General features: G+C 74.5%; 19 protein-coding genes. 16 read left to right on the plus strand and 3 right to left on the minus strand.

Annotated features, from left to right (window positions below; genetic code table 11):
- Positions 1-6: 6 nt before the first annotated feature.
- The 5 genes from A8711_RS07945 to A8711_RS07965 are packed head-to-tail and all read left to right on the plus strand — an operon-like array spanning position 7 to position 5,125.
- A complete protein-coding gene (locus A8711_RS07945) occupies positions 7-1,605 on the plus strand; it encodes an ABC transporter substrate-binding protein (protein WP_069087868.1) in 1,599 nt (532 codons plus the stop codon).
- Entirely contained in the window at positions 1,602-2,594 is a 993-nt protein-coding gene (locus A8711_RS07950) for an ABC transporter permease (RefSeq protein WP_043327026.1), read from the plus strand. Before A8711_RS07945 ends, A8711_RS07950 begins: the two co-directional genes overlap by 4 nt.
- Positions 2,587-3,453, plus strand: coding sequence for an ABC transporter permease (locus tag A8711_RS07955; RefSeq protein WP_043327024.1), 867 nt, complete (start codon positions 2,587-2,589; stop codon positions 3,451-3,453). Before A8711_RS07950 ends, A8711_RS07955 begins: the two co-directional genes overlap by 8 nt.
- Complete coding sequence (locus A8711_RS07960) at positions 3,450-4,418, plus strand: ABC transporter ATP-binding protein (protein WP_069087847.1); 969 nt, start codon at positions 3,450-3,452, stop codon at positions 4,416-4,418. Before A8711_RS07955 ends, A8711_RS07960 begins: the two co-directional genes overlap by 4 nt.
- Complete coding sequence (locus tag A8711_RS07965; protein WP_069087848.1) at positions 4,415-5,125, plus strand: ABC transporter ATP-binding protein; 711 nt, start codon at positions 4,415-4,417, stop codon at positions 5,123-5,125. The genes A8711_RS07960 and A8711_RS07965 overlap by 4 nt, the downstream gene beginning before the upstream one ends.
- 7 nt (positions 5,126-5,132) lie before the next feature.
- Here A8711_RS07965 and A8711_RS07970 read toward each other — a convergent pair whose 3' ends face one another.
- Complete coding sequence (locus A8711_RS07970) at positions 5,133-5,573, minus strand: hypothetical protein (RefSeq protein WP_069087849.1); 441 nt, start codon at positions 5,571-5,573, stop codon at positions 5,133-5,135.
- A gap of 39 nt (positions 5,574-5,612) precedes the next feature.
- Positions 5,613-6,773, minus strand: coding sequence for a peptidoglycan DD-metalloendopeptidase family protein (locus A8711_RS07975; RefSeq protein WP_069087850.1), 1,161 nt, complete (start codon positions 6,771-6,773; stop codon positions 5,613-5,615).
- A 493-nt stretch (positions 6,774-7,266) separates the two neighbouring features.
- Between A8711_RS07975 and A8711_RS07980 the strand changes: the two genes are divergently transcribed.
- The 7 genes from A8711_RS07980 (at position 7,267) to A8711_RS32595 (ending at position 21,309) form a co-directional block, all read left to right on the plus strand.
- On the plus strand, positions 7,267-10,131 hold the full coding sequence (locus A8711_RS07980) for a LuxR family transcriptional regulator (protein ID WP_083296949.1): 2,865 nt from the start codon (positions 7,267-7,269) through the stop codon (positions 10,129-10,131).
- A 151-nt stretch (positions 10,132-10,282) separates the two neighbouring features.
- Positions 10,283-11,308, plus strand: coding sequence for a hypothetical protein (locus tag A8711_RS07985; RefSeq protein ID WP_124778776.1), 1,026 nt, complete (start codon positions 10,283-10,285; stop codon positions 11,306-11,308).
- Between the two features lie 140 nt (positions 11,309-11,448).
- Positions 11,449-13,725 (plus strand): TOMM precursor leader peptide-binding protein, encoded by a 2,277-nt coding sequence (locus tag A8711_RS07990; RefSeq protein WP_069087853.1) that lies wholly within the window; start codon positions 11,449-11,451, stop codon positions 13,723-13,725.
- A 35-nt stretch (positions 13,726-13,760) separates the two neighbouring features.
- Entirely contained in the window at positions 13,761-15,266 is a 1,506-nt protein-coding gene (locus tag A8711_RS07995) for a SagB family peptide dehydrogenase (protein ID WP_069087854.1), read from the plus strand.
- Positions 15,263-16,072 carry an HlyD family efflux transporter periplasmic adaptor subunit gene (locus A8711_RS08000; protein ID WP_069087855.1) on the plus strand — a complete coding sequence of 270 codons (810 nt, stop codon included), beginning with the start codon at positions 15,263-15,265 and terminating at the stop codon, positions 16,070-16,072. Before A8711_RS07995 ends, A8711_RS08000 begins: the two co-directional genes overlap by 4 nt.
- Positions 16,069-18,252 (plus strand): NHLP family bacteriocin export ABC transporter peptidase/permease/ATPase subunit, encoded by a 2,184-nt coding sequence (locus A8711_RS08005; protein ID WP_064448580.1) that lies wholly within the window; start codon positions 16,069-16,071, stop codon positions 18,250-18,252. Before A8711_RS08000 ends, A8711_RS08005 begins: the two co-directional genes overlap by 4 nt.
- Before the next feature lie 24 nt (positions 18,253-18,276).
- A complete protein-coding gene (locus tag A8711_RS32595) occupies positions 18,277-21,309 on the plus strand; it encodes an ATP-binding cassette domain-containing protein (protein ID WP_218062392.1) in 3,033 nt (1,010 codons plus the stop codon).
- Between the two features lie 7 nt (positions 21,310-21,316).
- Here A8711_RS32595 and A8711_RS08015 read toward each other — a convergent pair whose 3' ends face one another.
- Positions 21,317-22,096 (minus strand): MerR family transcriptional regulator, encoded by a 780-nt coding sequence (locus tag A8711_RS08015; RefSeq protein ID WP_158629852.1) that lies wholly within the window; start codon positions 22,094-22,096, stop codon positions 21,317-21,319.
- Between the two features lie 334 nt (positions 22,097-22,430).
- On the opposite strand from A8711_RS08015, the gene A8711_RS08020 reads away from it, so the two are divergent.
- The 4 genes from A8711_RS08020 (at position 22,431) to A8711_RS08035 (ending at position 25,899) form a co-directional block, all read left to right on the plus strand.
- Positions 22,431-22,793, plus strand: a complete 363-nt coding sequence (locus A8711_RS08020) for a hypothetical protein (protein ID WP_124778775.1) — start codon at positions 22,431-22,433, stop codon at positions 22,791-22,793.
- 144 nt (positions 22,794-22,937) lie between these two features.
- Complete coding sequence (locus A8711_RS08025; RefSeq protein WP_043327003.1) at positions 22,938-23,312, plus strand: hypothetical protein; 375 nt, start codon at positions 22,938-22,940, stop codon at positions 23,310-23,312.
- 30 nt (positions 23,313-23,342) lie between these two features.
- The gene (locus tag A8711_RS08030) at positions 23,343-24,509 is read left to right on the plus strand and encodes a YcaO-like family protein (RefSeq protein WP_043327001.1); all 1,167 of its coding nucleotides are present in this window, start codon (positions 23,343-23,345) and stop codon (positions 24,507-24,509) included.
- On the plus strand, positions 24,502-25,899 hold the full coding sequence (locus A8711_RS08035; protein WP_069087856.1) for a TfuA-like protein: 1,398 nt from the start codon (positions 24,502-24,504) through the stop codon (positions 25,897-25,899). Before A8711_RS08030 ends, A8711_RS08035 begins: the two co-directional genes overlap by 8 nt.

Raw genomic sequence — 25,899 nt, forward strand, 5'->3', positions numbered from 1 at the left:
TTGCCGGTGGCGATCAGACCCAAGCCCGTACGCGTGGCAGCGGTGCTCGCCGCCGCCCTGCTCGTCGCCGCCGGCTGCTCGTCACCCACGGCGTCGACCGGCGGCCCGGGCAACTCCGGCACGCTCGTGGTCGCCACCGCGGGCGAGCCGGACACGCTCAACCCGGTGCTCAACTACGGCGTCGACGGCGCGTCGCTGATCTTCGACGGGCTGGTCGCCCGGGACGCCCGCAACGACCTGGTGCCCGCCCTGGCCCGCGAGCTGCCCACCGTCTCGGCGGACGGGAAGACAGTCACCGCGAAGCTGCGCGAAGGCGTGCTGTTCCACGACGGCAGCCCGCTGACCGCGCAGGACGTGGTGTTCACCTACCAGGCGGTGCTCGACCCGGCCGTCGACTCCACGCTGCGGTCCGATCTGGACATGCTCGCCTCCGTCACCGCGCCCGACCCGGCGACGGTCGTGTTCACGCTGAAGTACGCGTACGCGCCGTTCCTGCAGCGGCTGGCGCTGGGGATCGTCCCGGCGAAGGCGTTCGCCGGGCAGGACATCAACAAGGCGACCTTCAACCGCAAGCCGGTCGGCACCGGCCCGTACCGGTTCACCTCCTGGACCCCGGGTGACCGGCTCGTGCTCGCGGCGAACGAGACGTACTGGGACGGCAAACCGGCGAACTCGGGCGTGGTGGTGGCGTTCGTCGCCGACGACAACGTCCGCGCCCAGCGGATGCGGGCCGGCGAGTTCGACGCGGCGGAGCTGGCGCCGAAGCTCGCCTCCGGCTTCGAGAGCCGCGACGGCTACCGGGTGCACAAGGTGCCGACCGCCGACTACCGGGGCGTCATGCTGCCGATGGGCAACCCGGTCACCGGCGACCCCGCGATCCGGAAGGCGCTGAACGTCGCGGTGGACCGGCAGGCCATGGTGACCGGCGTGCTCGGCGGCGCGGGGGAGCCCGCGTTCGGGCCGGTGCCGCCCACGTCGGAGTACGCCGAGCCGACGATCGCCGGCAAGCCCGGCGCCGACGTCGCCGCCGCCACGGCGGAGCTGGACGCCGCCGGGTGGAAGCCCGGCCCGGACGGCATCCGGGTCAAGGACGGGCGGCAGGCCGCGTTCACGATCCTGTACCCGGCCACCGACAGCCTGCGCAAGGAACTCGCACTGGCCGTCACCGCCGACGCGAAGAAGGTCGGCATCAAAGTCACGCCCGAGGGCCTGACCTGGGACGCGATCACGCCGCGGATGAAGCGCGACGCGCTGATCATGGGCTACGGCACGCCGTACGATCCGGACTTCGTCTCCTACAAGCTGTTCAGCTCGGCCTTCGCCGGGCAGGGCTTCTTCAACCCCGGCTCGTACCGCTCGGCGGTCACCGACGCCGCGTTGCAGGCCGGCCGGGACAACGCCGACCCGGCCGCCCGCAAGGCCGCGTACGCCACGTTCCAGAAGCAGCTCGCCGCCGACGTGCCGTGGGTGTTCCTCACCTACCTCCAGCACACCTACGTGCTGAAGGACGCCGTGACCGGGGTGACGCCGCGGGTCGAGCCGCACGAGCACGACGTCGCCAACAGCATCTGGTGGAACGTGCACACCTGGACGAGAGAATCGTGACCGGACGGCGGCGGCTGGCCGGGGCGGGCACAGTGGTCCGGCGGCGGCTGCTGGTCGCCGTGCCGGTGCTGGCCGCCACCAGCATGGGCATGTTCGCCCTCGGCGCCGCCTCCCCGATCGACCCGGCCCAGCAGTACGCGGGCGCGGCGGCGTTCACCACCAGCGAGGAGAACCTGGCGCAGATCCGCGCCAACTGGGGTGTCGACGACCCGCTGCCGGTGCAGTACGCCCGCTGGGTCGGCAACCTGCTGCGCGGCGACCTGGGCTGGTCGACGAGCCGGCACGAGCCGGTCACCTCGGTGCTGGCCTCCCGGGCCGGATGGACGCTGCTGCTCGTCGGCACCGCGCTGGCCCTGGTGCTGGTGGCGAGCGTGCTGCTGGGCACGCTGGCCGCGTACCGGCGTGGCGGCTGGTTCGACCGGGCGCTGCGCGCCGTCGCGTACGCCGTGCAGTCCATGCCGGTGTTCTGGATCGGCCTCGCGGCGATCGCCGTGTTCGCCCTCAGCCTCGGCTGGCTGCCCGCCGGCGGGCTCACCGACATCACCGCCACGAGCACCGACCCGGCCGACGTGGCCCGGCACCTGGTGCTGCCGGTGACGGTGCTGGCGATCTCCCAGGCCCCGTGGTTCGTCCTGTTCGTCCGTGACGCGGTCGCCGAGAGCCTGCGCGACGACCACGTCCTGGCCGCCCGCGCCCGGGGACTGCCCGGCCGGGTCGTCCTGTTCGGACACGCGCTGCGTACCGCGTTGCTGCCGTTCCTCACCCTGGTCGGCACGCACCTGCCCGAACTCGTCGGCGGCGCGGTCCTGGTGGAGACCGTGTTCTCGCTGCCCGGCCTCGGCGCGGTCACCGTCGAGGCGGCGCTGGGCGCCGACTTCCCGCTGCTCGCGGCCACCACCCTGGCCACCGCCGTCGTGGTGCTGACCGCGAACCTGCTCACCGACCTCGCCTACGCCGCCGCCGACCCCCGGGTACGCCTCGATGACTGACCTCGCCCTCCCCGCGCGCGTCCGGCGCCTGCGCCGCCCCGGCAGCGCGGGCACGACTGTCGCCGTCGTGGTGCTCGCCGGTGTGGTAGCCGCCGCGCTGCTCGCCCCGGTCCTGTGGCCGCTGGACCAGAGCGCGGTCGACCTCTCCCGTACCCGGCTCGCGCCGTCGGCCGACAACCTGGCCGGCACCGACGACCTCGGCCGCGACGTGGCGTTGCGCAGCCTCTACGGCCTGCGCGTCTCGCTGCTTGTCGGCGCGGTCGCGGCGCTCGTCGCCGCAGTCATCGGCGGGCTGGTCGGCGCGCTCGCCGGCAGCGTCGGCGGCTGGGTCGACCGGGCGCTCATGCGCGTCGTGGACACCGTCGCCGCGCTGCCGCACCTGCTGCTGGGCATCTTCATCGTGGCGATGCTGCGCCCCAGCCTGGGCGCGGTGATCGCGTCCATCGCGCTGACGCACTGGCTGTCCACCGCCCGGATCGTCCGCTCCGAGCTGCTCAGCCTGCGCAACCGGCCGTTCGTGGACGCCGCGATCTCCGGCGGCGCGAGCCGGGCCCGGGTGCTCACCCGGCACCTGCTGCCGCACGTGCTGCCGCGCCTGGCGCTGGCGACCACGCTCATGGTGCCGCACGCCGTCTGGCACGAGACCGCGCTGTCCTTCCTCGGCCTCGGCCTGCCGCCGCACCTCGCCTCGATCGGCAACATGATCAACGACGGGCAGCGGTCGCTGCTCACCGGCGCCTGGTGGGCCAGCATCGTGCCCGGCCTCCTGCTCGTGGCGGCCACGCTGGCGCTCGCCGTGCTCACCGGCCGGTGGCGCGACCGCCTCGACCCGCGCGTACGGGCGGAGCTGCAGCTGTGACCGCCCCGGCGCTGCTGACCGTCGACGGGCTGACCGTCCGCTTCCGGCTGCGTGACGCGCTCGTGCACGCCGTCACCGACCTCAGCCTCACGCTGCGGCCCGGCGAGCTGCTGGCGGTGGTCGGTGAGTCCGGGTGCGGCAAGTCCGTCCTCGCGCACGCCCTGCTCGGCCTGCTGCCACGCAACGCCGCAGTCACCGGGCACGCCCGCCTGCGCGCGCCGGGACGCGACGAGGTCGACCTGATCGGCGCGGGGGAGCGGCACCTCGCCCGGCACGTACGCGGCCGGGGCGTCGGGCTGGTCCCGCAGAGCCCCGCCACCGCGCTCACCCCGGTACGGACCGGGCGGAAGCTGCTGGAGGAGACGCTGCGCGCGCACGGGCACACCCGTCGCGACGCGCCGGCCGCCGCCGACCGGATCGCCGCCGACGTCGGCCTCGACCCGGCCGACCTGGACCGGTACCCGCACGAACTGTCCGGCGGCATGGCCCAGCGGCTCGCCACCGCGCTGGCGCTCGCGCCCGACCCGCCGGTGCTGCTCGCCGACGAACCCACCACCGGCCTGGACCGGCCGCTCGTCGACCACACGCTGGACCTGCTGCGCCGCCGCTGCGACACCGGCGCGGCCGTCCTGCTCATCACGCACGACCTGGCCGCCGCGCGCCGCGTCGCGGACACCGTGGCCGTGATGTACGCCAGCCGGATCGTCGAGCACCGCCCCACCGGGGCGCTGTTCGACGCCCCGGCCCACCCGTACACCGCCGGGCTGCTCGACGCGCTGCCCGATCGCGCGTTCGTGCCGGTACCCGGCCACCCGCCGGCGCTCACCGACCTGCCCGGCGGCTGCGCCTTCGCCCCGCGCTGCGCCCGCGCCACCGACACCTGCGCGACAGTGCCCCGCCTCGACGCCGAGGGCGCGGGCCGGGTCGCCTGCCACCATCCGCTGCGCGAGGAGGTACCGGCATGACGGTCACGGCTCCGGACGCCACCGACGCCGTCGCTCCGGGCGCCGCGCCGGCCGCCGGGCTCGCCGCRCACCAGGTCTCCGTCGCGTACGGCCGGCAGCGCGTCCTCGACCGGGTCGACCTGCGCATCGCCCCCGGCGAGACGGTCGGGCTACGTGGACCGTCTGGTAGCGGCAAGTCCACACTCGCCCGCGTCCTCGCCCTGCTGCACGCACCGGACAGCGGGCACCTCACGCTCGACGGGAGTCCCGTCCGGGGCGCCCGGCACCGGCTGCCCGCCTCGGTCCGCACGCGTGTCGCGATCCTGTTCCAGAGCCCGCGCGCCGCCACCGACCCGCGGCTCAGCCTCGCCGACATCGTCGCCGAGCCGCTACGTGCCACCGGCACGCCGCGCGAGCAGGCCGCCGCCCGTACGGCGGAACTGGCCGACCTGGTCGGGCTGACAACCGACCTGCTGACCCGCCGCCCGCACGCGGTCAGCGACGGGCAGCTGCAACGCGCCTGCCTCGCCCGGGCCCTGGTCCACCGGCCGGACTACCTGCTCTGCGACGAGGCCACCGCGATGCTCGACGCCTCCACGCAAGCGCACGTCGCCGCCGTGATCGGCGACTACCAGCGCCGGCAGGGCGCCGGGGTCCTGGTCATCACCCACGACCCGGCGCTGATGGCCCGCTGGGCCACCCGGGTGGTGGACCTGCCGGCGGCGTGACGTCGCGTCAATCCCGCACCGGGCGGCGTACCGTGCCCAGCGCCCCGGCGACGACGGTCCCGAATCCGACCGCCATGAGCGGCATCCCCATCTCGAACGGCAGCTCACCGACCCAGTTGATGCTGTCGCGCTCGGGCAGCGCGCCCAGGCTCACCGCGACCACCGCGCCGGCGAGGAACATCCCGGCCACCGCCGCGCCGACCGAGAGCTTGGCGCACGCCACGCTCCGCCCGGCCCAGAGGCCGGCCAGGACGGCAATCGCCAGGGACACCACGACCAGCCAGGTCCAGCCGCCCTCGGTCTCCAGATAGGCCCAGCCCGAGTACGACCACTGGTGCATGCGGCTGGCGCGGAACCACGGGATCAGGTAGCCGAGCAGCGCGGTGGCGCTGCCGACCAGGAGCAGCACGTCGGGGGCCGGGCGGTACCAGCGAGGGGAGTCGTCCATGCGTCCGGAAGGTAGCAGTGCCATGATCCACGCGCACGGTCAGCACCAGCCGTTTACCGGCCCGTTGACCCCGGTGGAGAGGTAGGCGTCGGACACCCAGCTGCCGTCACTGAGCCGGTCCCACAGCGCCGTGGTGCCGTAGCGGCCGGTGTGCGAGGTGCCGTTGGCGGAGCAGGAGACGGTGACGGTGGCGCCGTCGGCGACCGACCCGAGGACGCCGTACCCGGTGCCCGGTCCGGAGCGCCGGGTCAGCGTGCCGCCGCCGTTGGCGTCGACGACGCCCTGGTTGAAGCCGAGCGCGCCGTAGTTGTAGACGCCGCCGCCCGCGCCGACGTAGGCGGACCCGTGCCGGGCGCCGCCCTGGTACGCCGCCGCGCCGCTGACGAAGTCCCACTTGCCGATGCCGTGCCCGGCGATCGGGACGTACGCCGAGTTCTGTCGCAGTCCGAAGTGCACGTGCCGGCCGGTGGCGGAGCCGCCGCAGGTGACATCCGTGCCGGTGTTGCCCAGGAACGCGCCCTGGGCGACGCCCGCGCCGTTGACGGAGATGCTGTTCCACAGGTGGTAGTAGTCCGTCGAGTAGCCCCGGTCGTGGATGACCCGGATCCAGCCGGTGCACATCGTGTACGCGGTTCCGGCCCGGGCGGCGCGGACGACCTGGTCGCCACCGGCGAGGTCGACCGAACTCCACGGCGCGGCGGCGCCGCCCCAGCCGTGCGGCCCGGAGGTGAGCGTCCACGTCTGCCCGACCGCGAACGGCAGCGCCATGCCGGTGCGGAAGTCGCCGCCCGCGTACGTCGGTGTGACGGGCGTGGTGAAGACGGCCTTCTCGGTCTCGCTCACCAGCGGCGACGCGGCGGCCAGGTCGCCGAACGCGGCCTCCCCGTCGAACGCGACGGTCCAGCCCCTGGCGTCGGCCCGGGCGAGGAAGACCGAGCCGGTGGGGTGCGCGTCGGCGGACCGGTCCGCCGGCAGCACCGCGGTGCCGAAGGCCCACCGCCCGTTCGAGCGGGTGACGCTGATCCGGGCCTGCTGCGCGTCCGCCGTACGGGCGGCGGCGTCGGCCGAGCCGAGAAGCTTCGCGGTCACGGCGTCGGCGACGGGGCCGGGTGCCGGGCGGGGAGCGGCGGTCGCGGGTGCCGGGGCTGTTGCCCAGGCGCCGATGGCCGCCAGGGCGCAGGAGAGCATGAGCCGTCGCATGGAGCCTCCTTATCGACATGTGTCACTGAATGGAGGCTATCGACGGTGGTGAAAGTTGTCTACGACTATCGATGCGACGGTGAAGGATCTATGCATCGGGGCGTACCCGGAACTGGATCTTCCGGGTGGCGGGGTTCCGAGGCCGGCGCTGTCGCGCGCGGCTCGACGGCGCGGCATCCGTTTCCGGTCGCCATTTCTGATCCGCCTTCAAAGATTGGCGGAAGTGACAATGCCGGCCGACGGTTGAGTAGAGATTTGACCGCTTCGGGTGGTTCGCGCGGCCGCACGTAATCGTAGTGATGTCGGTATCGTTCCGCCATTGTGGTGACCAGTCCCTTTCTGTGGGTTGTGGTGCGATGTCGGAAAGAATCGGCGTTCCGACATCCGGTGAAACAAAGGCCTGCCGCATTCGAGATCTTCGACATCTCCCGATGCTCCGCCGGTATAGTGCGACCATCCCCTATGGAGTGCCGGAAAGCGTCTGATCTGCGTGATGACACCTGGGCTGGAAAATGCGCCAACGGGCCCGTGCTTCGTCGGGCGGGGAGCACAGTTGGCGCGTATCGGAAAAGCCCAGGCCGCCGCGCTCGGCCACGGCCGGCAGATGGTCTGCGAAGTGGTCGGAGAGCCGGGTATCGGCAAGACCCGCTTCGTCCGCGAGGCCCTGGAACGATGCGCCCCCACGGTCCCGTGGGCCGTCGGGACGTGCGCGCCGGACGAGCGAGGAGTTCCCTTCCATGTGTTCCGGCACGCCCTCACGAAGGGCCAGCCACCCCGCCGCGGACTGCGTGCCGGGCGACCCGCACCGACCTGGGCGGAGCCCGCGGGCGCGGTGCCACCGGCGTCGGACGCCCGGCGGTTCCGGACCTACCAGGCGGCCCGCCGGCTGATCGGCCTGGCCGCCCGGGACGGACTGGTGCTGGTCCTCGACGACCTGCACTGGGCGGACGCCCCCTCCACCGGCCTGATCGCCCACCTCCTGAGGTATCCGGTGCCCGCGCCGCTGCTGCTCGTGCTCGTCTACCGCCCGCGCCAGATGGCGACCCCGATGCCGTTCGGCCCACCGGAATCCGACGAGAACGCCGATCCGGAACCGACGTCCCGCGACCGGATCGAACTCCGCCCGCTCGGCCTCGCCGAGGTCGCGCTCCTGCACCCCCACGTCGACCAGGCGGAGCTGCGAGCCCGGTACGACCTGACCGGCGGCAACCCCGGTTACCTGGCGGCGCTCCCGGCCGGCCCCGCTCCGGCCGCCGCCGACCCGCTCCGGGAGGCGCCTGGTGTTCGGCTGCCCGACGCGGCGGTGGCCGTGCTGCGCCGCGAGTGGGCCGACCTGCCGTCCGTCGAACTGGCCTGCTTGCGAGCCGGAGCGATAGTGGATGCGCCCTTCGCCCCGGACCTGCTGGCCGAGGTCGCGCAGGTGCCGGCGGCACTGGCGGTCGCGGCCGGCTGGCGGTTGGCCCGGCTCGACCTGATCCGCCGCGTCCCCGGCACCGGACGCTTCGCCTTCCGGCACCCGGTGCTGCGGATGGCGGTCGCCCAGGACACCGACCCGGCGTGGCGGGTGGACGCCTGCGCGCGAGCGCTCACCGCGCTCGTCGACCTGGGCGCGCCAGCCGCGGACCGGGCCCGCTACGCCGAGCGCCTGCTTGCCCTGCCGAACGGCCGCTGGGCCGGACGTTGCGTCGACGTGCTCTCCCGGGCCGCCCAGGAGATCCGGCGCGAGACACCGGACCTGGCCATCCGCTGGCTGCGGCTGGCGTTGCGGGCGCTGCGGCCGACGGCCGGTGAAGCCCAACGTCGCCGCGACGTGTCACTCGCGCTGGCCCAGGTCACCGGCGAGGCGGGCGACCTGGCCGAGAGCCGGGCACTGCTCCAGGAGATCGTGCCGCTGTTCCCCGCCGACCCGGAGGGACGACGGGCCCAGGCGGTAGCCCTGTGGGCGCGCGTGGAACGCCTGCTCGGCAACTACGCGGAGGCGGTGGCGATCAGCCGGCGCGAGCTGGCCGCGCTGCCGGCCGGCACCGGGCCCGCCGGCGGCTACCGGCTCGCCACCGAGATCGGCGTCGCCGGCATCCTGGCCGGCCGCCCCGTGGCCGGGCTGCCCGACGCGTTCACCGCGGATCCCGGCGGCCCGGGCGTGGACCGGGCCGGCCTCCTGGCCGTACGCGGCCTGGCCGCCGTGCACGACGGCGCGCTCGACGACGCCCGTGGGCTGCTCGACGCCGGCGCCCGGATCGTCGACTCGCTGCCGGACCGGGACCTGCGGGACCACCCCGACTGCCTCACCGCGCTCGGCCTGACCGAGCTGTACCTCGAGCGGCAGGCCGACGCGGTGCGGCACCTCGACCGCGGGCTGACGCTCGTCCGCGCCTCGCACCGCGACGACGGGTTGTGTCAGCTTCTGCTCGCGCGCACCGAGGTGGCGTACCACGCCGGCCGGCTGAGCACGGCCATCGGACTGGCCACCGAGGCCGGCATCGTCGCCCGGCGCATCGGCAGCCGCCACCTGCTGAGCTTCGCCCTGGCGTTCGAGGCGGAGGCGACCGCCTGGCGTGGCGGTCCTCGGGACGACGACCGGGCGGTGGCGCTGGCCCGCAGCGCCGTCGGAATCGCCACCGACCCCGCCACCTGGTGCGGTCGTACCGCCGCGACCGCGCTGGCGACGGCGGCGCTGCTGGCCGGTGATCCGGCGACCTGTGCCGAACTGGTGCGCTCGGCCGGCGGCGACAGCCGGCTCAGCCGCCTCCAGACCACCCTCCGTCCGATGTGGCACGAGCTGCTCTGCGCCGCCGCGCTCGCCGCGGGCGAGGTGGACGACGCCGAGCGGCAGGCCCGGCAGGCGATGGCCGAGGCGGAGCAGGTGGGCCTGCCGGGGCAGCGGGGCTTCGCCGAGTCGGCGTACGGCGAGGTGCTGCTCGCCCGCGGCGAGGTCCCGGCGGCGCAGCTCCACCTGGAGGCCGCTGCCGACCTGTTCCGCTCCGGCGGCATGGCGCTGCGGCGCAGCCTCGCGCTGGCCTCCCTGGCCCGGGCGGCCGAAGCCGCGGACCAGCCCGGCCCGGCGGCGCGGGCCCGCCGCCGGGCGCTGGAACTGGCCGGGTGGTGCGGTACGGAACGGGTCGCCCTGCGACTGGCGCGTCCGGTCGGCCCGCGCGAGGCCGCCGCGCTGACCGACCGGGAATGGCACATCGCGCGGCTGGCGACGACCGGAGTCACCAGCCGGCTGATCGGGCGGCAGCTCAACATCAGCCCGCGCACGGTGGAAGCGCACCTGACCCGGATCTACCGCAAAGCGGGCGTCGCGTCCCGGTCGGGCCTGGTCGCCTGGGTCGCCCGGCTCGACGACACCGATCGGTGACCGCTGTCCGGGCCGGATGACATCGTTCCGTGCAACGCCCGCGGGCCGGGTAGCACGAGGCCGCGCCGCCACCGGCCCGGGCCGACGGTCGCTCACATACTCGACTGCATCGGGCGCGATTCCCGCGCACCGGCTGTGGATGGAGGACGAGATGCTGGGCAGAAGATCCGTCAGGAGCCCGCGTACCCTCGCCGCGCCGGTGCCGGCGATGCCGTTCGCCGCCGCCGCTGCGGCGCTGCTGATGCTGACCGGCTGTGGCGGCGAACCGGTGGACGCGGCCACCCCCGCGCCCGAGGGCTCGGCCGGCTTCGGCCGAGACCGGGCCGCGCTGGTGCTCACCGCCTTCGACCAGGCCGACTCGGCCGCCTCGGTGGCCGGCGACATCGAGACGCTGCGGACCCAGGAGGTTCCGCCCTCGCTGGACCTCAGCGTCGCCGCGGTCCGCCGGGCCGCCTACAACCAGCAGGCGCAACCGTCGTTCCAGCACATCAACCCGGCGTTCGCGGTGCCGCCCGGCGACCCGGCGTGCTTCCTCGTCACGGCCACCCTCAAGCTGGCCGGCTCAGAGCTGGCCCCCACCGACGTCAGCCAGTTCGTGCTCGGCACGGACGGCCAGTGGAAGCTCAGCCACAACGTCCAGGTCACCCAGCCTGCGCTGGTGGCCGCCCGGAGCATCGACGGCCGGCCGGCCACCGAGGGCGGCACCGCCCTGGACGAGACCAGCCGCCGGGCGCTCGCCGCCGAGGTGTTCGCCCGCAGCATCGGGTCGACCACCGGCAACCGGTCCCTGATCGCGTCCAGCCCGCTGCTCGACGGCCAGTTCGCCGGCGGCTGGGAGGTCTACGGGCAGCAACTCGCCGGCGTCGGCGCGGAGGTCCGGCGAACCCTGGACCGGGCGGAGTGGTCGGACTGCGCGGTCACGACGCCGACCGGCACGCTGACCTTCCTGACCGTCCACGCCACCGACACGCTGCGCCCGGCGCCCGGCGGTCCGGCCACCGTCCGGATGGTGCCGCAGAGCCCGGACCTGATCGCCACCGGTCATCGCACGGCGGTGAGCGGAAAATCCATCCGGGTCAACCGGGTGGAGACCTTCCTGCTGCTCGTACCGGAGCAGACCACCGGCACGTCGGTGCTGGGACTCAACGACACCGCGTTGACGGTCACCGCCGGCTGACCGCGCACCGACCCCGCCGACGGCAGAAACCGGTGGCATCACTCGGGATCGGAGGCCGCGGACCGCGACGATGACAGCAGCCGTGATCGCCGGCGGGGCCGGTGGTACCCGCGGCCCGGCCACCAGGCTCGGGAGGAACCATGTGGCGTCCGCGCTTCCGATCGGACTACGTGCCGGTGCGGCTGCCCGACGGCCCGCTCGTGGTGCTGGGGGAGACCCGCAGCCTGCTCGTCGACGATCCGGTCGCCGCGGACCTGGCCGACCAGCTCGACGGCGCCGCGCCGCTGGCCGACGTGGTGGCCCGGCTGGCCACCCGGCACCCGGTCGCCGCCGTCGCCACCGCCCTCGCCCGGCTGCGTGACCACGGCCTGCTCACGTCCGGCCCGGCGCACACCTCGCCGGCCGAGGCCGCCGGCTGGGACGCCCGGGGCGTCCCGCCCGAGGCGGGGCGGCGGTGGATGGCCGGTGGCCCGGTCACCGTCGTGGACCTCGGGGCGCCCCGGGTGGCCGAGACCGCCGACGCGCTGCGCGCCCTCGGACTCGCCGTGACAGTGGTCGGGCCGGACGGACCGGACCCCGGCCCGGACGACGCCCAGGTGCTGGTGCTGCCGTCGTCGATGCTCGACCCCCGGCTGGCGTCGATGAACGACCGCCACCTGGCCGCCGGTCGCGCCTGGACCCTGGCCCGGCCGCACGGCAACGTCGTCTTCCTCGGCCCGCACCTGGTGCCGGGCCGTACCGGCTGCTGGGCCTGCCTGCGGCAACGCTGGCAGGAGAACGAGCAGGTGAACGCGTTCCTCGGCGGGCAGGACCTGGCCGGTCCGCTGCCGCAGCCCGGACGGGCGGTCCTGCCCGGACTGGCCACCACCGCCGCCGGCCTGCTCGCCGCCGAACTCGCCGTGCTCGCCGTGCGGGGTACGTCGCCCCGCCTCACCGGCCGGATGGTGGCCCTGGACACCCGGGACCTGAGCACGGAGAGCCACCAGCTCGTACGCCAACCGCAGTGCCCCGCGTGCGGCGACCCGGACCTCGTCCGCAAGGCCGAGCCCCGGATCGACCTGCCACCGAGCGGCGCCCAGCCCAGCCGGGCCGGAGACTCCCGTACCCGGGAACCCGCCGAGACGTACGCGGCACTCGCCCACCACGTCAGCCGGTACCTGGGCGTGGTGAGCCGGCTGACCCCGCTGGAGGCGACCGACAACGGCGTCACCCACACCTACTCCGCCGGGCACAACTTCGCCCAGCCCCGCGAGCTCGCCGGGCTGCGCCGCAACCTGCGCGGGCAGAGCGGCGGCAAGGGCCGGACCGACCTCCAGGCCCGGATGAGCGCGATCGGGGAGGCGGTGGAGCGCTACTGCGGGGTGTGGCGTGGCGACCGACCGGTGCACCGGGCGACCTACCGGCAGCTCGGTCCGGACCGCGCGGTGCACCTGCGCGAGCTGCTGCTGTTCTCGGACCGCCAGTACGCCGACCGGGACCGGCTCAACCGCGACCTCGGCCATCTGCACCGCGTTCCCCGCCCGTTGCCGGACGACGTGGAGCTGGACTGGACGACGGGCTGGTCGCTGACCCGGCAGACGCCGCGCGAGCTGCCCGCCGCGTACTGCTGGTACGGCCACCCGGAGCTGACCGGGCTGGGGGTGTGCTCGGCCGACTCGAACGGCTGCGCGGCCGGCGGCAACCTGTCCGAGGCGATCCTGCAGGGCTTCTGCGAACTCGTGGAGCGGGACAGCGTCGCCCTGTGGTGGTACCACCGCTCCCGGATGCCCGGCGTGGACCTCGCCTCGTTCGCCGACCCGTGGATCACCGCCTGCGTCGACCACCACGCCACCGCCCTGAGCCGCGAGCTGTGGGCCCTCGATCTGACCGCCGACCTCGGCGTACCCACGTTCGCCGCGGTGTCCCGGCGGGCCGACGGCGGGACGGAGGACGTCCTGGTCGGCTTCGGCGCGCACCTGGACGCGCGGGTCGCGCTGACCCGGGCGCTCACCGAGGTGAACCAGTTCCTGCCCGCCGTGCCCGGACCCACCTCCGAGCGCAACCGGTACGGCGGCGACGACCCGGACACCGCGCGCTGGTTCGGCACGGTACGGGTCGCCGATCAGCAGTGGCTGTCCCCGGATCCGGCCCGGCCGCCGCGCACCGCCGCCGACCACCCGACGCTGACCACCGGCGACGTGGGCGACGACGTGCGCCGGTGCGTACGCCGGGCGGAGCGGGCCGGCCTGGAGGTGATCGTCGTCGACCAGTCCCGCCCGGACGTCGACCTGGCCGTGGTGAAGGTCGTCGTGCCGGGCCTGCGGCACTTCTGGCGCCGGCTCGGCCCCGGTCGGCTGTGGGACGTGCCGGGCCGCCTCGGCCGGGACCCGCTGGCCGCCGACGAGACGTCGGCCAACCCGCTGAACGTGTTCTTCTAGCCGGCGCTCCCGGCCCGCCGGTGAACGTGGAAGGGATGGTGGGGGATGACCACAGTGGCGGACCCGACCGGTCGGCGGCGGTCGTCGTGAACGGCACCGGCGGCGGTCCTCCGGTCCAGGAGTCGTACCGGCTGCGCCGTGACGCGGAGCTGCGACTCGGTGAGGACGGCTCGCTGCTGCTGCGGCAGACCCGTTTCCGGCTCACCCTGGAGCGACCCGGCATGGGCCGGCGGGCGCTGCTGCTGCGCCTCGCCGCCGACTGGGTCGGCGACGTCGAGGTCGGCCGGCTGATCAGCGGTCTGGAGGGGGAGAGCCGGGTGCTGCCGGCGCAGTTGCTGCTGCGCCGGCTGCTCGCCCACTCCTGGCTGGAGCGCCGCGTCCAGGTCGACGACCGGGCGCTGCTCGACCTCGTGCCCACCGGGCTGGGCCGGGGCAGCCTGCCGGAGAGCCGCCCGCACACCCCGGGGGTCCGCTACCGGCTCTCCCGCTTCGCCACCCTCCAGCACGATCGGGGGATGCTGGTGGCCGCGTCGTCGCTGAGCACCCTCACCGTCGGTTGCGCCGACGCCGCCGTCGGCGCGGTGCTGGCCGCCGCCGTGCCGGGCCTCGGACCCGACACGGTGGCCCGCATGCTCGGCGTGCCGCCGGAGGCCGCCGGGCGGGTGCTCGACGAGCTGGCCACCGCCCGGATCCTGGTCACCGACGCCGAGTACGAGGCGGAGCACGACGACGCGCCGCTCGCCTACTGGTCGCCGGAGGAGCTGCGGCTGCACCACCGCTCCCGGGCCGGCCGGCACGCGCTGCCGGTGGGCGGCACCTACCGGATGCGGGAACGCTTCGCGCCGCAGCCGCTGCGCCGCCCGTACGACGGGGGCCGGGCGGTCGAGCTGCCGCTGCCCGACCTGGCGACGATCGCCAAGGCGGATCCCGCGTTCAGCCAGGTCGTCGCGGACCGGCGCAGCGTGCGCGAACACGACGACACGGCGCCGCTGCCCCTGGAACGGCTGGCCGAGTTCCTGTACCGGTCGCAGCACACCACAGTCGTCGGCGAGGCCGGTGGACAGGAGGTGGGCCACCGGCCCTACCCGGGCGGCGGCGGTGTCTACGAGCTGGAGATCTATCCGCTTGTCGCACGCTGCGCCGGGCTCGACCCCGGGCTCTACCACTACGACGGCGTCGGGCACCGGCTGGAGCCGGTCGCCGGCTGGGGCGCGGCCGCCGACCGGCTGCTGGCGTACGCCCGGGCAGCCGGCGCCATGCCCCGGCCGCCGCAGACGGTCCTGGTGGTCACCGCCCGGGTCCAGCGGCTGATGTGGAAGTACGAAGGGATGAGCTACGCCATGATTCTCAAGGACGCGGGTGTGCTGACCCAGCAGATGTACCTCGTCGCCACCGCCATGGGGCTGGCGCCGTGCGCCCTCGGCGCCGGGGACTCCCAGGCTTTCGCCGAGTTGTCCGGGCTCGATCCGCTCGTCGAACCGAGCGTGGCCGACTTCCTGCTCGGCTCCCGCCGTCCCGCCGACACGGGGGCCCGGCCGTGAAGTTCCGGCGGCAGGCGCTGCGTCAGCTGGAGGCGCCCGAGCAGCTCGACCGCGCGGTCCGGCTGACCACGGTGCCGAACTGGCTGGCCACCGTGGCGCTGGTCATCGTCGTGGTGGCCGCCGGGGTCTGGTCGGTGCGCACCGTGGTGCCCCGGACCGTCGAGGCCGCCGGGGTGCTGATCCACTCCAACGGGATCTCCGCCCTCGACGCGCTCGACAGCGGCCAGGTCACCAAGGTGTGGGCGTCGCCGCACCAGCGGGTCACGAAGGGCACGCCCCTCTACAGCCTGCGCACCATGGACGGCAAGGTGCGGGTGGAGAACGCGCCGGGTGACGCGTACGTCGTGGCCTGGCTGGTCTCGGAGGGCGAGATCGTCACCCCCGGCACGCACCTGGCCGACCTGGAACGGCTCGACACCGCCGGGGACGCGTTGCAGGCCGTCGTCTACGCTCCCGCCGTCGCCGCGCCCCTGCTGCAACCGGGCGTACCCGTCGAGGTGGCCGCCGCGGCGGCGCCCCGCAACGTGTTCGGCACCCTGGCCGGCCGGGTGACCACCATCGGCGCCTTCCCGGAGACCGAGGCCTCGCTGCGCGCCTTCCTGGGCACCGGGCCGGACGTCCGGCGGCTGCTCGCCCGGGGCAGCGTGGTCCGGGTGACAGTCACCCTGGAGCCCGACCCGGCGGCCCCGGGTGGCCTGCGCTGGACCAAGTCCCCGCCGCCGTTCCAGCTCAACTCGGCCAGCGAGGTCACCGCCTGGTTCACAGTAAACCAGGAACACCCGATCGACTGGTTGCTGGGACGATGAGCGCGCCCCCGACCGCCGCCACCGGAACGCCGGAGCCTCCCCGCATCCGGCGTCGACGGGTCCGTACGCCCACCCTGATCCAGATGGAGGCGGTGGAGTGCGGCGCCGCCGCGCTCGGCATCCTGCTCGCCCACCACGGCCGGCACGTACCCCTGGAGGAGCTGCGCCGGGTGTGCGGGGTGAGCCGGGACGGCTCCACAGCGGCCACTGTGCTCCGGGGCGCCCGCCGGTACGGGATGGTGGCGAAGGGCTTCCAGATGGACCTGGCCGGCCTGGCCACGGTGGCGCTTCCGGCGGTGCTGTTCTGGCGGTTCGAGCACTTCGTGGTGCTGGAGGGGCTCGGCCGCAAGGTCTTCATAAACGATCCGGCCACCGGCCCCCGCGCGGTGAGCTGGGAGGAGTTCGACGGCGCCTTCACCGGCATCGCGCTCACCATGGAGCCCGGCCCGGAGTTCCGGCCGGGCGGCACCCGCTACCGGCTGGTGCGGGCGCTGGCCGAACGGTGGCGCGGCCCGGGCTCGGCGATCGCGCAGATGCTGCTGCTCGGCCTGCTGATCGCCGTGGTCGGCTTGACCATCCCGGTGATGGCGAAGGTCTTCGTCGACCGGGTGCTGCTCCAGGAGGACCGGGCCGCGTTCGCCGGCCTGGTGGCGGCGGTGGCGGTGGCCACCGTGCTGACCTTCCTGGCCAGCCTGCTCCAGCAACGCCTGACCGTACGCGCGGAGACGGCGCTCGCCCTGAGCAGCGCGGCCCGGTTCTTCCGACATCTGCTGCGGCTGCCGCCGGCCTTCTTCGACCAGCGGCAGGCCGCCGACCTCAGCCAGCGGGTCCGGGGCAACGAGGTGGTCGCCGAGGTGCTCACCCGCCGCGCGGCCACCACGGTGGTGGACACCGGCCTGGTGCTGGCGTACGGGGCGCTGCTCTGCCAGTACGACCTGCTGCTCGGACTCTGCGCGGCGGTCCTCGCCGGGCTGAACGTGAGCGTGCTGCGTTACGTCGCCTCGACCCGGTCGACAGCCGTCGCCGGGCTCCAGGCGGACCGCAGCAAGCTGGTGACCACCGTCTACACCACGGTCCAGATGATCGAGACGGTGAAGGCCGGCGGCGAGGAGGAACGCGCCGTGGCCCGGTTCGCGGCGCGCCACGCCACAGTCGCCACCCGCCAGCAGCGGCTGGGGGTGCCCACCGCTGTGCTCTCCGTCCTGCCCGCGTTCCTCGCCTCCGGGACCACCGCCGTGCTGCTGGGGCTGGGCAGCCGGCAGGTGGTGGCGGAGGCGATGAGCGTCGGCGTGCTGGTCGGCATGCAGAGCCTGGCCGCCGCGATGAACCGGCCGTTGGGCAACCTGACCGCGCTGGGCTCGCGGCTGCAGGACATGAGCGCCGACCTCAACCGGCTGCGGGACGTGGAGCGGTACCCGCTGCCGTCGGCCGGGGACCGGCCCGCCGGGCCGTTGGCGCCGATGGAGGGGCACCTGCGCATCGAGGACGTCACCTTCGGCTACAACCCGCTGGGCCGGCCGCTGCTGGAGAACTTCAGCCTGGACCTGCCGCCGGGTGCCCGGGTGGCGCTCGTCGGGCGGTCGGGCAGCGGCAAGTCGACAGTGGGCCGGCTGGTGGCCGGGCTCTACCGCCCGTGGACCGGGCGGGTCACCGTGGACGGCCTCGAACGGCCGGGGACCGACGACGGACTCTGGGCGGCCACGGTGGCCATGGTGGACCAGGACCAGCGGCTGTTCGAGGGCACGGTGCGGGACAACGTCACCATGTGGGACCTCACCGTCGCGGACGAGGACGTCGTCACCGCGCTGACCGACGCCTGCCTCTACGACGAGGTGGCGGCCCGGCCGGGCGGCCTGGCCAGCCCGGTACGGGAGAACGCCCGCAACTTCTCCGGCGGGCAGCGGCAGCGGCTCGAGATCGCCCGCGCGCTCGTCCGCAATCCCCGGGTTCTCGTGCTCGACGAGGCGACCAGCGCGCTGGACGCCGAGACCGAACGCCAGATCGACAGGCACCTGCGGCGGCGGGGGGCGACCTGCCTGATCGTGGCCCACCGCCTGTCCACGGTCCGCGACTGCGACCTGATCGTCGTGCTGGACGGCGGCCGGGAGGTGGAGCGCGGCACCCACGAGCAACTGGTCGCCCGCGACGGCGCGTACGCACGCCTGGTCCGGGACCACTGACCACGACGACCCGAGGAGACGCTGATGAGCGGCGCGGTGGAGAATCCCTCGCCCGGCAATCTGATCGGCTTCTGCGCCGACGGCGTACGCCAGGTCTGCCGGCTCGACGACACGGTGGCGGGCTGGCTGGTGACCGGCGGCGAGGCCGACCTGTTCGCGGTACGCCGGGCCGGGACGAACCCGTCGCGCCGGCACCACGTGGCCCGGCTGCCGGCGGGTGGCCTGGTGCCGACGTCCACCGCGATCGGTGTGTGGCAGCTGATCCTGGTGCCGCTGCCCGGCACGGACCTGCGCGGGCTGTCCCGGCCCCACCTGTCGCTGCTGGAGCGGCAGGTACGGCCCGGCCTCCCGGCGGACGAGGAGGTGTCGCCGCGGGCGCGGCGCGCCGCGGCGGAGCTGGTCGCGGCGGTGGACCTGGTGCTGGTGGCCGTCGCCGACGCGCTGCGCCGCGGGCAGGCGCCCCGGGAGGCGTCCACCCTGAGCGGGCGCGAGATCGTGTCGCTGGCGCAGGGGAGCGCCCTCGTCTCCACCGGCGGTGCCTGGTGGCTGCGCAGCGCCGGCGGGCAGTTGCGCCGCAACGACGGCGGTCCGGCGGAGATGTCGGGGGAGCGGGAGCTGTTGCTGGTCGCCGAGCGGGACTGGGTGGTGGCCGAGTCGCCGTGCGCGGTGGAGAGCCACGGCAGCTGGGACCTGCTGGTCAGCGGTCAGCTCCGGTCGGCGGTCGACCAGCACGTGGTGCGGCTGCTGCGGATGGTGGAGACCCGCGTCGAGGAGGCCGACGCGGCCCTGCTGAGCGGCGTGGAGCGGCGCCGGCAGATCGACGCCGAGGTGCTCGCCGCGGCGGCCCGCCGGTCGCTCGGGGTGATCGGCGCGGGCGGTTCGCTCCCGGTTCCGGACACCGAGGCCGGCTTCGACAGGTACGGGCGGGCGGCCTCGGTGGTCCGGGTGGTCACCGAGGGGATGGGCAGCCCGGTCAACGAGCCGGCCGACCGTAGCGGCGCGCCACTTGACGACCGGGTGGCGGTGCGTGCGGTGTCCCGGGCGTCCAGCCTGTTCCTGCGCGAGGTGCGGCTTCCGGACCGGTGGTGGCGGCGGGACCTGGGGCCGCTCGTGGGGTGGCGGACCGGCGACGACCCGTCCCGGGCCGTCGCGGTGCCGCTGGTGTTCCGCCGGGGCCGCTACCACCACGTCGACCCGGAGACCCGGGCGTACGGGCCCCTCGACGCGACGGTCGCCGCGACGTTCGCCGCCGAGGCGACCCAGGTGCAGGCGCCGCTGCCGCAGGCCGCCCGGATGCGCCACCTGCTGCGGGCCGGGCTCGTCGGTGCGGCCCGCGACCTGCGCGGGCTGCTCGTCGCCGCCGCCTGCGTGGCGCTGCTGGGCCTGGGCGTGCCGCTGGCCACCGGCGAGGTACTGGGCCAGTTGGCCCGGCAGGGCGAGGTGGACGGCCTGTTCGGTTTCCTCGCGCTGATGCTCAGCGCCGCTGTGGTCGCGGGACTGGTCGGCGTGGTGCAGAACCTGCGGTTGCTGCGGTTGGAGGGCCGGTTGCAGTCCGGCGCGCACCTGGCGCTCTGGGACCGGCTCATGCGGCTGCCCGCCCGGTTCTTCACCGGTCGCAGCAGTGGTGAGATCGCCAACTCGATGTTGGGGATCTCGTTCGTCGGCGAGGCGCTGAGCGCGCTGCTGCCGCAGCTCGTCTCCGCGGCCGCGACCGTCGCGGTGACCCTCGGCCTGCTCCTGGTGGTCGAGCCCGTGCTCGGGCTGTGGGGGGCGGGGATCGTCGCCGTCACCATGCTGGCCTTCGGCGCGTTCGCCGTCCTGATCGTCCGCCGGCAACGGATCGCGCTTCCGGCCGAGCACCGGGCGGCGGCGATGACCAACCAGTTGCTCGGGGGAATCGTCAAGATCAAGGTGGCGGCCGCCGAGGCCCGGGCGCACGCCCGCTGGTCGGAGGTGGCCGCGGTGGCCCGGGCGGCGCTGCAACGGGTCCGGCAGAGCCAGGCGGGCCTGGTCGCGTTCGCCACGGTGCTCCCGGTCGCCGGTCAACTGGTCCTGTTCGCCGTGCTGATGGGACCGCTCGCCGGCCGGGTCACGCCGGCCGACTTCTTCGTCCTCAACGTCAGCTTCGCGATGCTGCTCGGCGCGCTGCTCGTGCTGGTGTCGGCCGGGGTCGAAGTGATCGCGGCGGTGCCCCGCCTGGGCGGCCTGCGGGACATCCTGCGCGCCGACCCCGAGGCCCGGCCGGACCGGGTGGACCCGGGCGAGCTGCGCGGTGAGGTCGCACTGCACCGGGTCACCTTCGCCTACCAGCCGGACGAGCCGCCGGTGCTCGTCGACATCGACCTGCACGTGCGCCCGGGTGAGTTCGTCGCCATCGTCGGGCCGAGCGGCTGCGGGAAKTCCACACTGCTCCGGTTGCTGCTCGGTTTCGAACGCCAGCAGCAGGGCGCGGTGCTCTACGACGGCCAGGACCTCGCCGAACTCGACGTGCACGCGGTCCGCCGGCAGTGCGGGGTGGTCCTGCAGGACGGCCAGCTCTTCGCCGGCTCGGTGCGGGACAACATCTGCGGCGCCGGCAGCTTCCCGCTGGACCAGGTCTGGGAGGCGGCGCGGATGGCCGGCCTCGCCGACGACCTGGAGGCGCTGCCGATGGGGATGAGCACCATGGTGCCGTTCGGCGGCGGGACGCTCTCCGTCGGGCAGCGTCAGCGGGTGCTGATCGCCCGCGCGCTGGCTCCCCGGCCCCGGATCATCTTCCTCGACGAGGCGACGAGCGCGCTGGACAACCGGACCCAGGAGGTGGTCACCAGGAGCACCGCGGACCTGGCCGCGACCCGGCTGGTGATCGCCCACCGGCTGTCCACGGTCCGCGCGGCGGACACCATCGTGGTGCTCGAAGCGGGGCGGATCGTCCAGCGGGGCACCTACGACGAGTTGATGGACCAGCCCGACGGGCTGTTCCACCGGCTGGCGCGACGGCAACTCGTGGACCAGCCGGAACGGTCCGACGCCGTGGTGGAGAGCCGGCAGCCGGACGGGCAGCCCGCGACGGGCTGAGGGCCGGTCAGCCGTTGTCGATGACCGCGCCGTCCTCCACGCACACGTCCGTGCCGAGGTGGTTCTCCAGCAGTTCCGCGACGTGCGCCTCGGCCTGGTTCTCCACGGCCAGCCGGAACGCCTCGGTGAGCACGCCGACCACGCCCTGGGTCAACAGCAGGGTCTCCCGGTCGAGGTCGGCCCAGGACGATCGGTTGCCGCTGCGCACCAGCTCCGGCGCGAGGGCCAGCAGCCGGGCGGTGACGGCGGCGACCAGATCGTCGGCGACCGGCCGGAGGCTGTCCAGCACCTCGCTGAGGGTCTGCAACGCCGGCACCGTGCCCACCCGTACCCGATGCAGGTCCAGGGCGGCGCGCAGCGGACGTGGCCGGGAGGTGCGGACGGTGCCGTCGTCGGCTCGTCCGATCACGCCGTGCCGGGTCAGTGCATGGGCCAGCGCGGGACGGTCGGCGGCCAGGCGCTGCAGCATCGCGGTCAGCCCGTCCGGCGCCTCGTCACCGGCCCGGACCCCGAGCATGGCCTCGATGGAGACCAGGTTGAAGCCTTGCCGCTGCAGGGCGAGGATCGCGTCCAGCCGGCGGACGTGGGAGTCGTCGTAGAGCGCGGCCCGGCCGTGCCGAACCGGTGGGGGCAGCAGCCGCCGGGCCTGGTGGGCGCGGATGTTGCGCGGCGACATGCCGACCTTGCGGGCGAGTTCGTCCACGCTGTACCCGGCCGGGCCGCCGGGTGTCGTCGTCACCTCGTCGATGGTCACGGTGGCCTCCGGCAGCACTCGGTGACGGAACACGGCAGCCGCCGGACCGCTGTCACGGTGGGCGATCCGACGATCGCAGCGTAGGTGCGGGCGCCGCGCGGGTGACAGGCGAGGAATTACTACTTGTTCACACTGATGACAATCATTAGAATCGCCAATCCGCGTCACGCCGTTGATTTCCATTACCCGGCTTTCGCCGCGGCGCGGACCTGTCGCGGCCGCATTCGATGAAATTCCCACTCGTCGGGCGGGCCGGAACGGCCGGTGGCCCACGATGAATCGGAACCGGCGGCCCGGACCCTCCCGCGCTGCCTGTCGCCGCCCCCGGTGTCGTCGTGGGCGGCTGACCGTCGAAGGGAGCAGGGGTGTGACAAATGTCGATCGAGCGGTCTTCGTGGCCGCGTACAGCCGGCTGGTCGCCGACGTCTGGGCCGACCCGGCCAAGGAGCAGGCGCTCGACCGGGACCCGCGGGGGTTCCTCGCCGGCTATGGCCTTCACCTGCCCGAAGAGGTGCAGGTCCGGGTGGTCCGGGACGTCGCCGACGCCGATCCGGACCTCGAGGTGCAGGTCAAGTCGTGGGAGCTGGCGGAGTCCAGCGGCGCCTTCGTGCTCTTCGTGCCCTCGCTGCTGCCGGTGGCCGAGGCGGAGCTGGCCGAGGACGAGCTGGACAGCGTCGTCGCCGGCCTGGACTCCAGCTGCGCGTGCTGCTGCCCGTGCTGCTGCACCTGACACCGATGTCTGCCGCCCGCCGGCCGGCACGGCAGATTCTGATGGCAGTCAGCGGAAATCCTTGATTGCCGAACCTCGATCTTCCTAGCGTTCTCGCCACAGCAATTAACCGCCCGGCCCGCAGCCCCAGGAAAGGACCGAACGATGAGCAACGACGAGCAGGAATACGGCGCGAGATTCGTGACCAAGTACTCGGAACTGGTCACCGCGGTGTGGCGCAGCGACGAGGAACTGCAGCGGCTCCTCGCCGACCCGACCGGCTACGCGACGGCGGCCGGCCTGCCGGTCGCCCCCGGCGCCACCGTCGAGGTCGACCGCGCCCAGCCCGCCACGCTCTACACCAAGGAGCAGATCGTCGCCGACTGGTCCGGTACGCCCGGCCGGCACGTGCTGCACGTGCCCGAGGTGCCGCTGGTCGACCTCAACGAGCTGACCGAGGCCGAGCTGGAGACCGTCGCCGGTGGCGTGGCGCCGGCGGCCGACAACAACGTCAACATCATCGCCGTCCTCATCGTCTGAGTTCCCCTCCGCACCCCGCCGGGAGCCTCGATGACTGACACGACCGAGACCATCGCGTTCCGATCCGGCACCTACCGGACGGCCACTGTGGAGCAGACCTGGGCACGGGTCGGCGGCATGCTCGACCGGTTCCGGATCACCCGGGTCGCCGACATCACCCGGCTCGACGAGATCGGCCTACCGGTGCACGTCGCCTACCGGCCGGTCGGAGCCACCATGGCGGTGAGCGTCGGCACCGGCGCCACGGCGACGCAGTCCCGGGTCAGCGCGGTGATGGAGAGCATCGAGTCCTGGCATGCCGAGAACCTCCGGCCGGGGACCGCCGTCCGGTCCCCGGCCGAGGCGCTCGACCTGCCGTACGACGTCCGGTGGCTGCACCTGGCGGAGCGGTCGCCCCTGACCCCCGCCGTCGAACTCGACTGGGTGGCCGGCCGTGGGCTGGTGACCGGAGCGCCCTGCCTGGTGCCGCGCGCCACGATCGAACTCGACTTCACCGTCCGGCGGGGCTGGGACCGGGCCCTGTTCACCCCCAGCAGCAACGGGCTGGCCACCGGCAACACCTTCGCCGAGGCCAGCCTGCACGCCCTGCTGGAGGTCGTCGAGCGCGACTGCATCGCCCCGTACTGCACCTCGCCGCTCGCCGAGCGCACCTACACCGATCCGGGCACCGCCACGAACGCGATGACCCGCACCGTGCACGAGGCGCTGGTGCGGGCCGGCTGCTGGGTGGAGGTCTGCGACATCACGAACGCGGTCGGCGTGCCCTGCTACGCCGCCTCGATCTGGTCCCCCGACCTGCCGGTCACCTTCGGCGGCTTCGGCTGCCACGTGGATCCGGAGATCGCTGTCGGCCGGGCCATGTCGGAGGCGGCACAGTCGCGGCTGGTCATGGTCTCCGGGGCCCGGGACGACATCGACGCCACCGCGTACCACGACGTCGGCGCGCCGCCGGTGCCGCCACCCACCGTCGACCGGCCGGTCCGGCCGGTCCGCCGCGACCCCCCGCCCGCCGGGGACGTGACCCAGGTGCTGCGCGAGCTCGCGTCGCGGGTGCAGCGGATCACCGGCGTCGAGCCGTTCAGCGTCGACCTGACGCACGACGACATCGGCATCCCGGTGAGCAAGGTTTTCGCCCCCGGCCTGCGGATGTTCGACGAGCGGGCCCTGAGCACCCGACCAGGAGTGCCCCGTGACTGACGTCGTCTTCATCGGTCCGAGCCTGCCGGCCGACGAGGTCGGCCGGCTGCTGCCCGACGCGGTGGTGCTGCCGCCCGTCGCGCACGGCGACCTGCTCCGCCTGGACGTCGGCCCCGGCGACCGGGTCCTCGTCGTCGACGGGTTCTTCCTGCAACACCCGCCCGTACGCCACCGGGAGATCCTCGACCTGCTCGACCGCGGGGTGACAGTGGCCGGCGCGGCCAGCATGGGTGCGCTGCGCGCCGCCGAGCTGTGGCCATTCGGCATGCGTGGCGTGGGCGAGGTGTTCCAGCTCTACCGCGACGGTGTCGTCACCGGCGACGACGAGGTGGCGGTGGTGCACGGGCCCGCCGAGGAGGGCCACCGCACGTTGAGCGAGCCGCTCGTGAACATCCGGGTCGAGCTGCGTCGCGCCGTCGCCGCCGGGGTGCTCGGCCAGGCCGAGGCCACGCTGTTGCTGGACGTCGCCCGGGACCTGCCGTTCCGACGGCGGTCGTACCGCGCGCTGGAGCGCACCGCGCCACCCGGGGCCGCGGCCGTGGTGGACCGGTTCCTGACCTGGCGCCGGCACGACCCCTGGGACGCCAAGGGCGCCGATGCGCGGCTGCTGCTGTCGATGGCGGCGGCAGACGCGCCGGAGCTGTGCCCGGCGCACGCCGGCGACCAGCCGATCGACAACCTCCACACCCGCTTCCTCGACAGCTGGCGGTCGCGGTTCGCCGGGAAGCAGGTCGGTGGGCACTGGGTCAGCGACCGGGACGCCGCGGCGGTGCTGATGCTGCTGCACCCCGAGGCGCCGGCCTGGCACCGGCGTGGGGTGCTGGCCGGGCTGGCCGAGGTCGACATCGCCGACCCGGCGGTCGAGGAACGCGCCCACCAGGCGGCGCGCGAGCGCGGCCTGACCGGCACGGCGCCGGGTGGGTGGGACTGGCTCACCGACCGGGAACGGGGCATCGGCGACCGCGAGGCGGTGCTGCGGGTGCTGGTGCGGGCGTTCGGCACCACGCCGTACCGCAGCCTGGCGCTGTGGATGGTCGCGGCGCCGCTGCGTACCCCCGCGTTGCTCGCGGCGGCGCGGCAGGTCGCGGCGACCGCGGCGTCGCTGAACGAGACGCTCGTCCCGCGTACGACGGGACACCGCCGCCCGGGCGGCCGGCTCCACTTCCGCACCGAGGTGGTCGACGAGTGCTTCGCGCGGTTGTGGGGCTGCGACGCCGACGGGCTGGAGTCGGCGGCGTGGGACCGGGGCTTCGACGGCCTGGCGTCGTTCCGGTTCGCCGCCGAGCCGCTCGTGGCGTACGTCAAGGCGTTCGGCGCCCCGCGACTGCCGGCGGTGGCGCAGGGCGCGCAGGAGGACATTCCGGCCGGTTGCACGGCCCGGGTCGGCTGA

This window comes from Micromonospora sp. II (assembly GCF_001709195.1).
In the GTDB taxonomy this organism is placed as follows: Bacteria; Actinomycetota; Actinomycetes; order Mycobacteriales; family Micromonosporaceae; genus Micromonospora; species Micromonospora chalcea.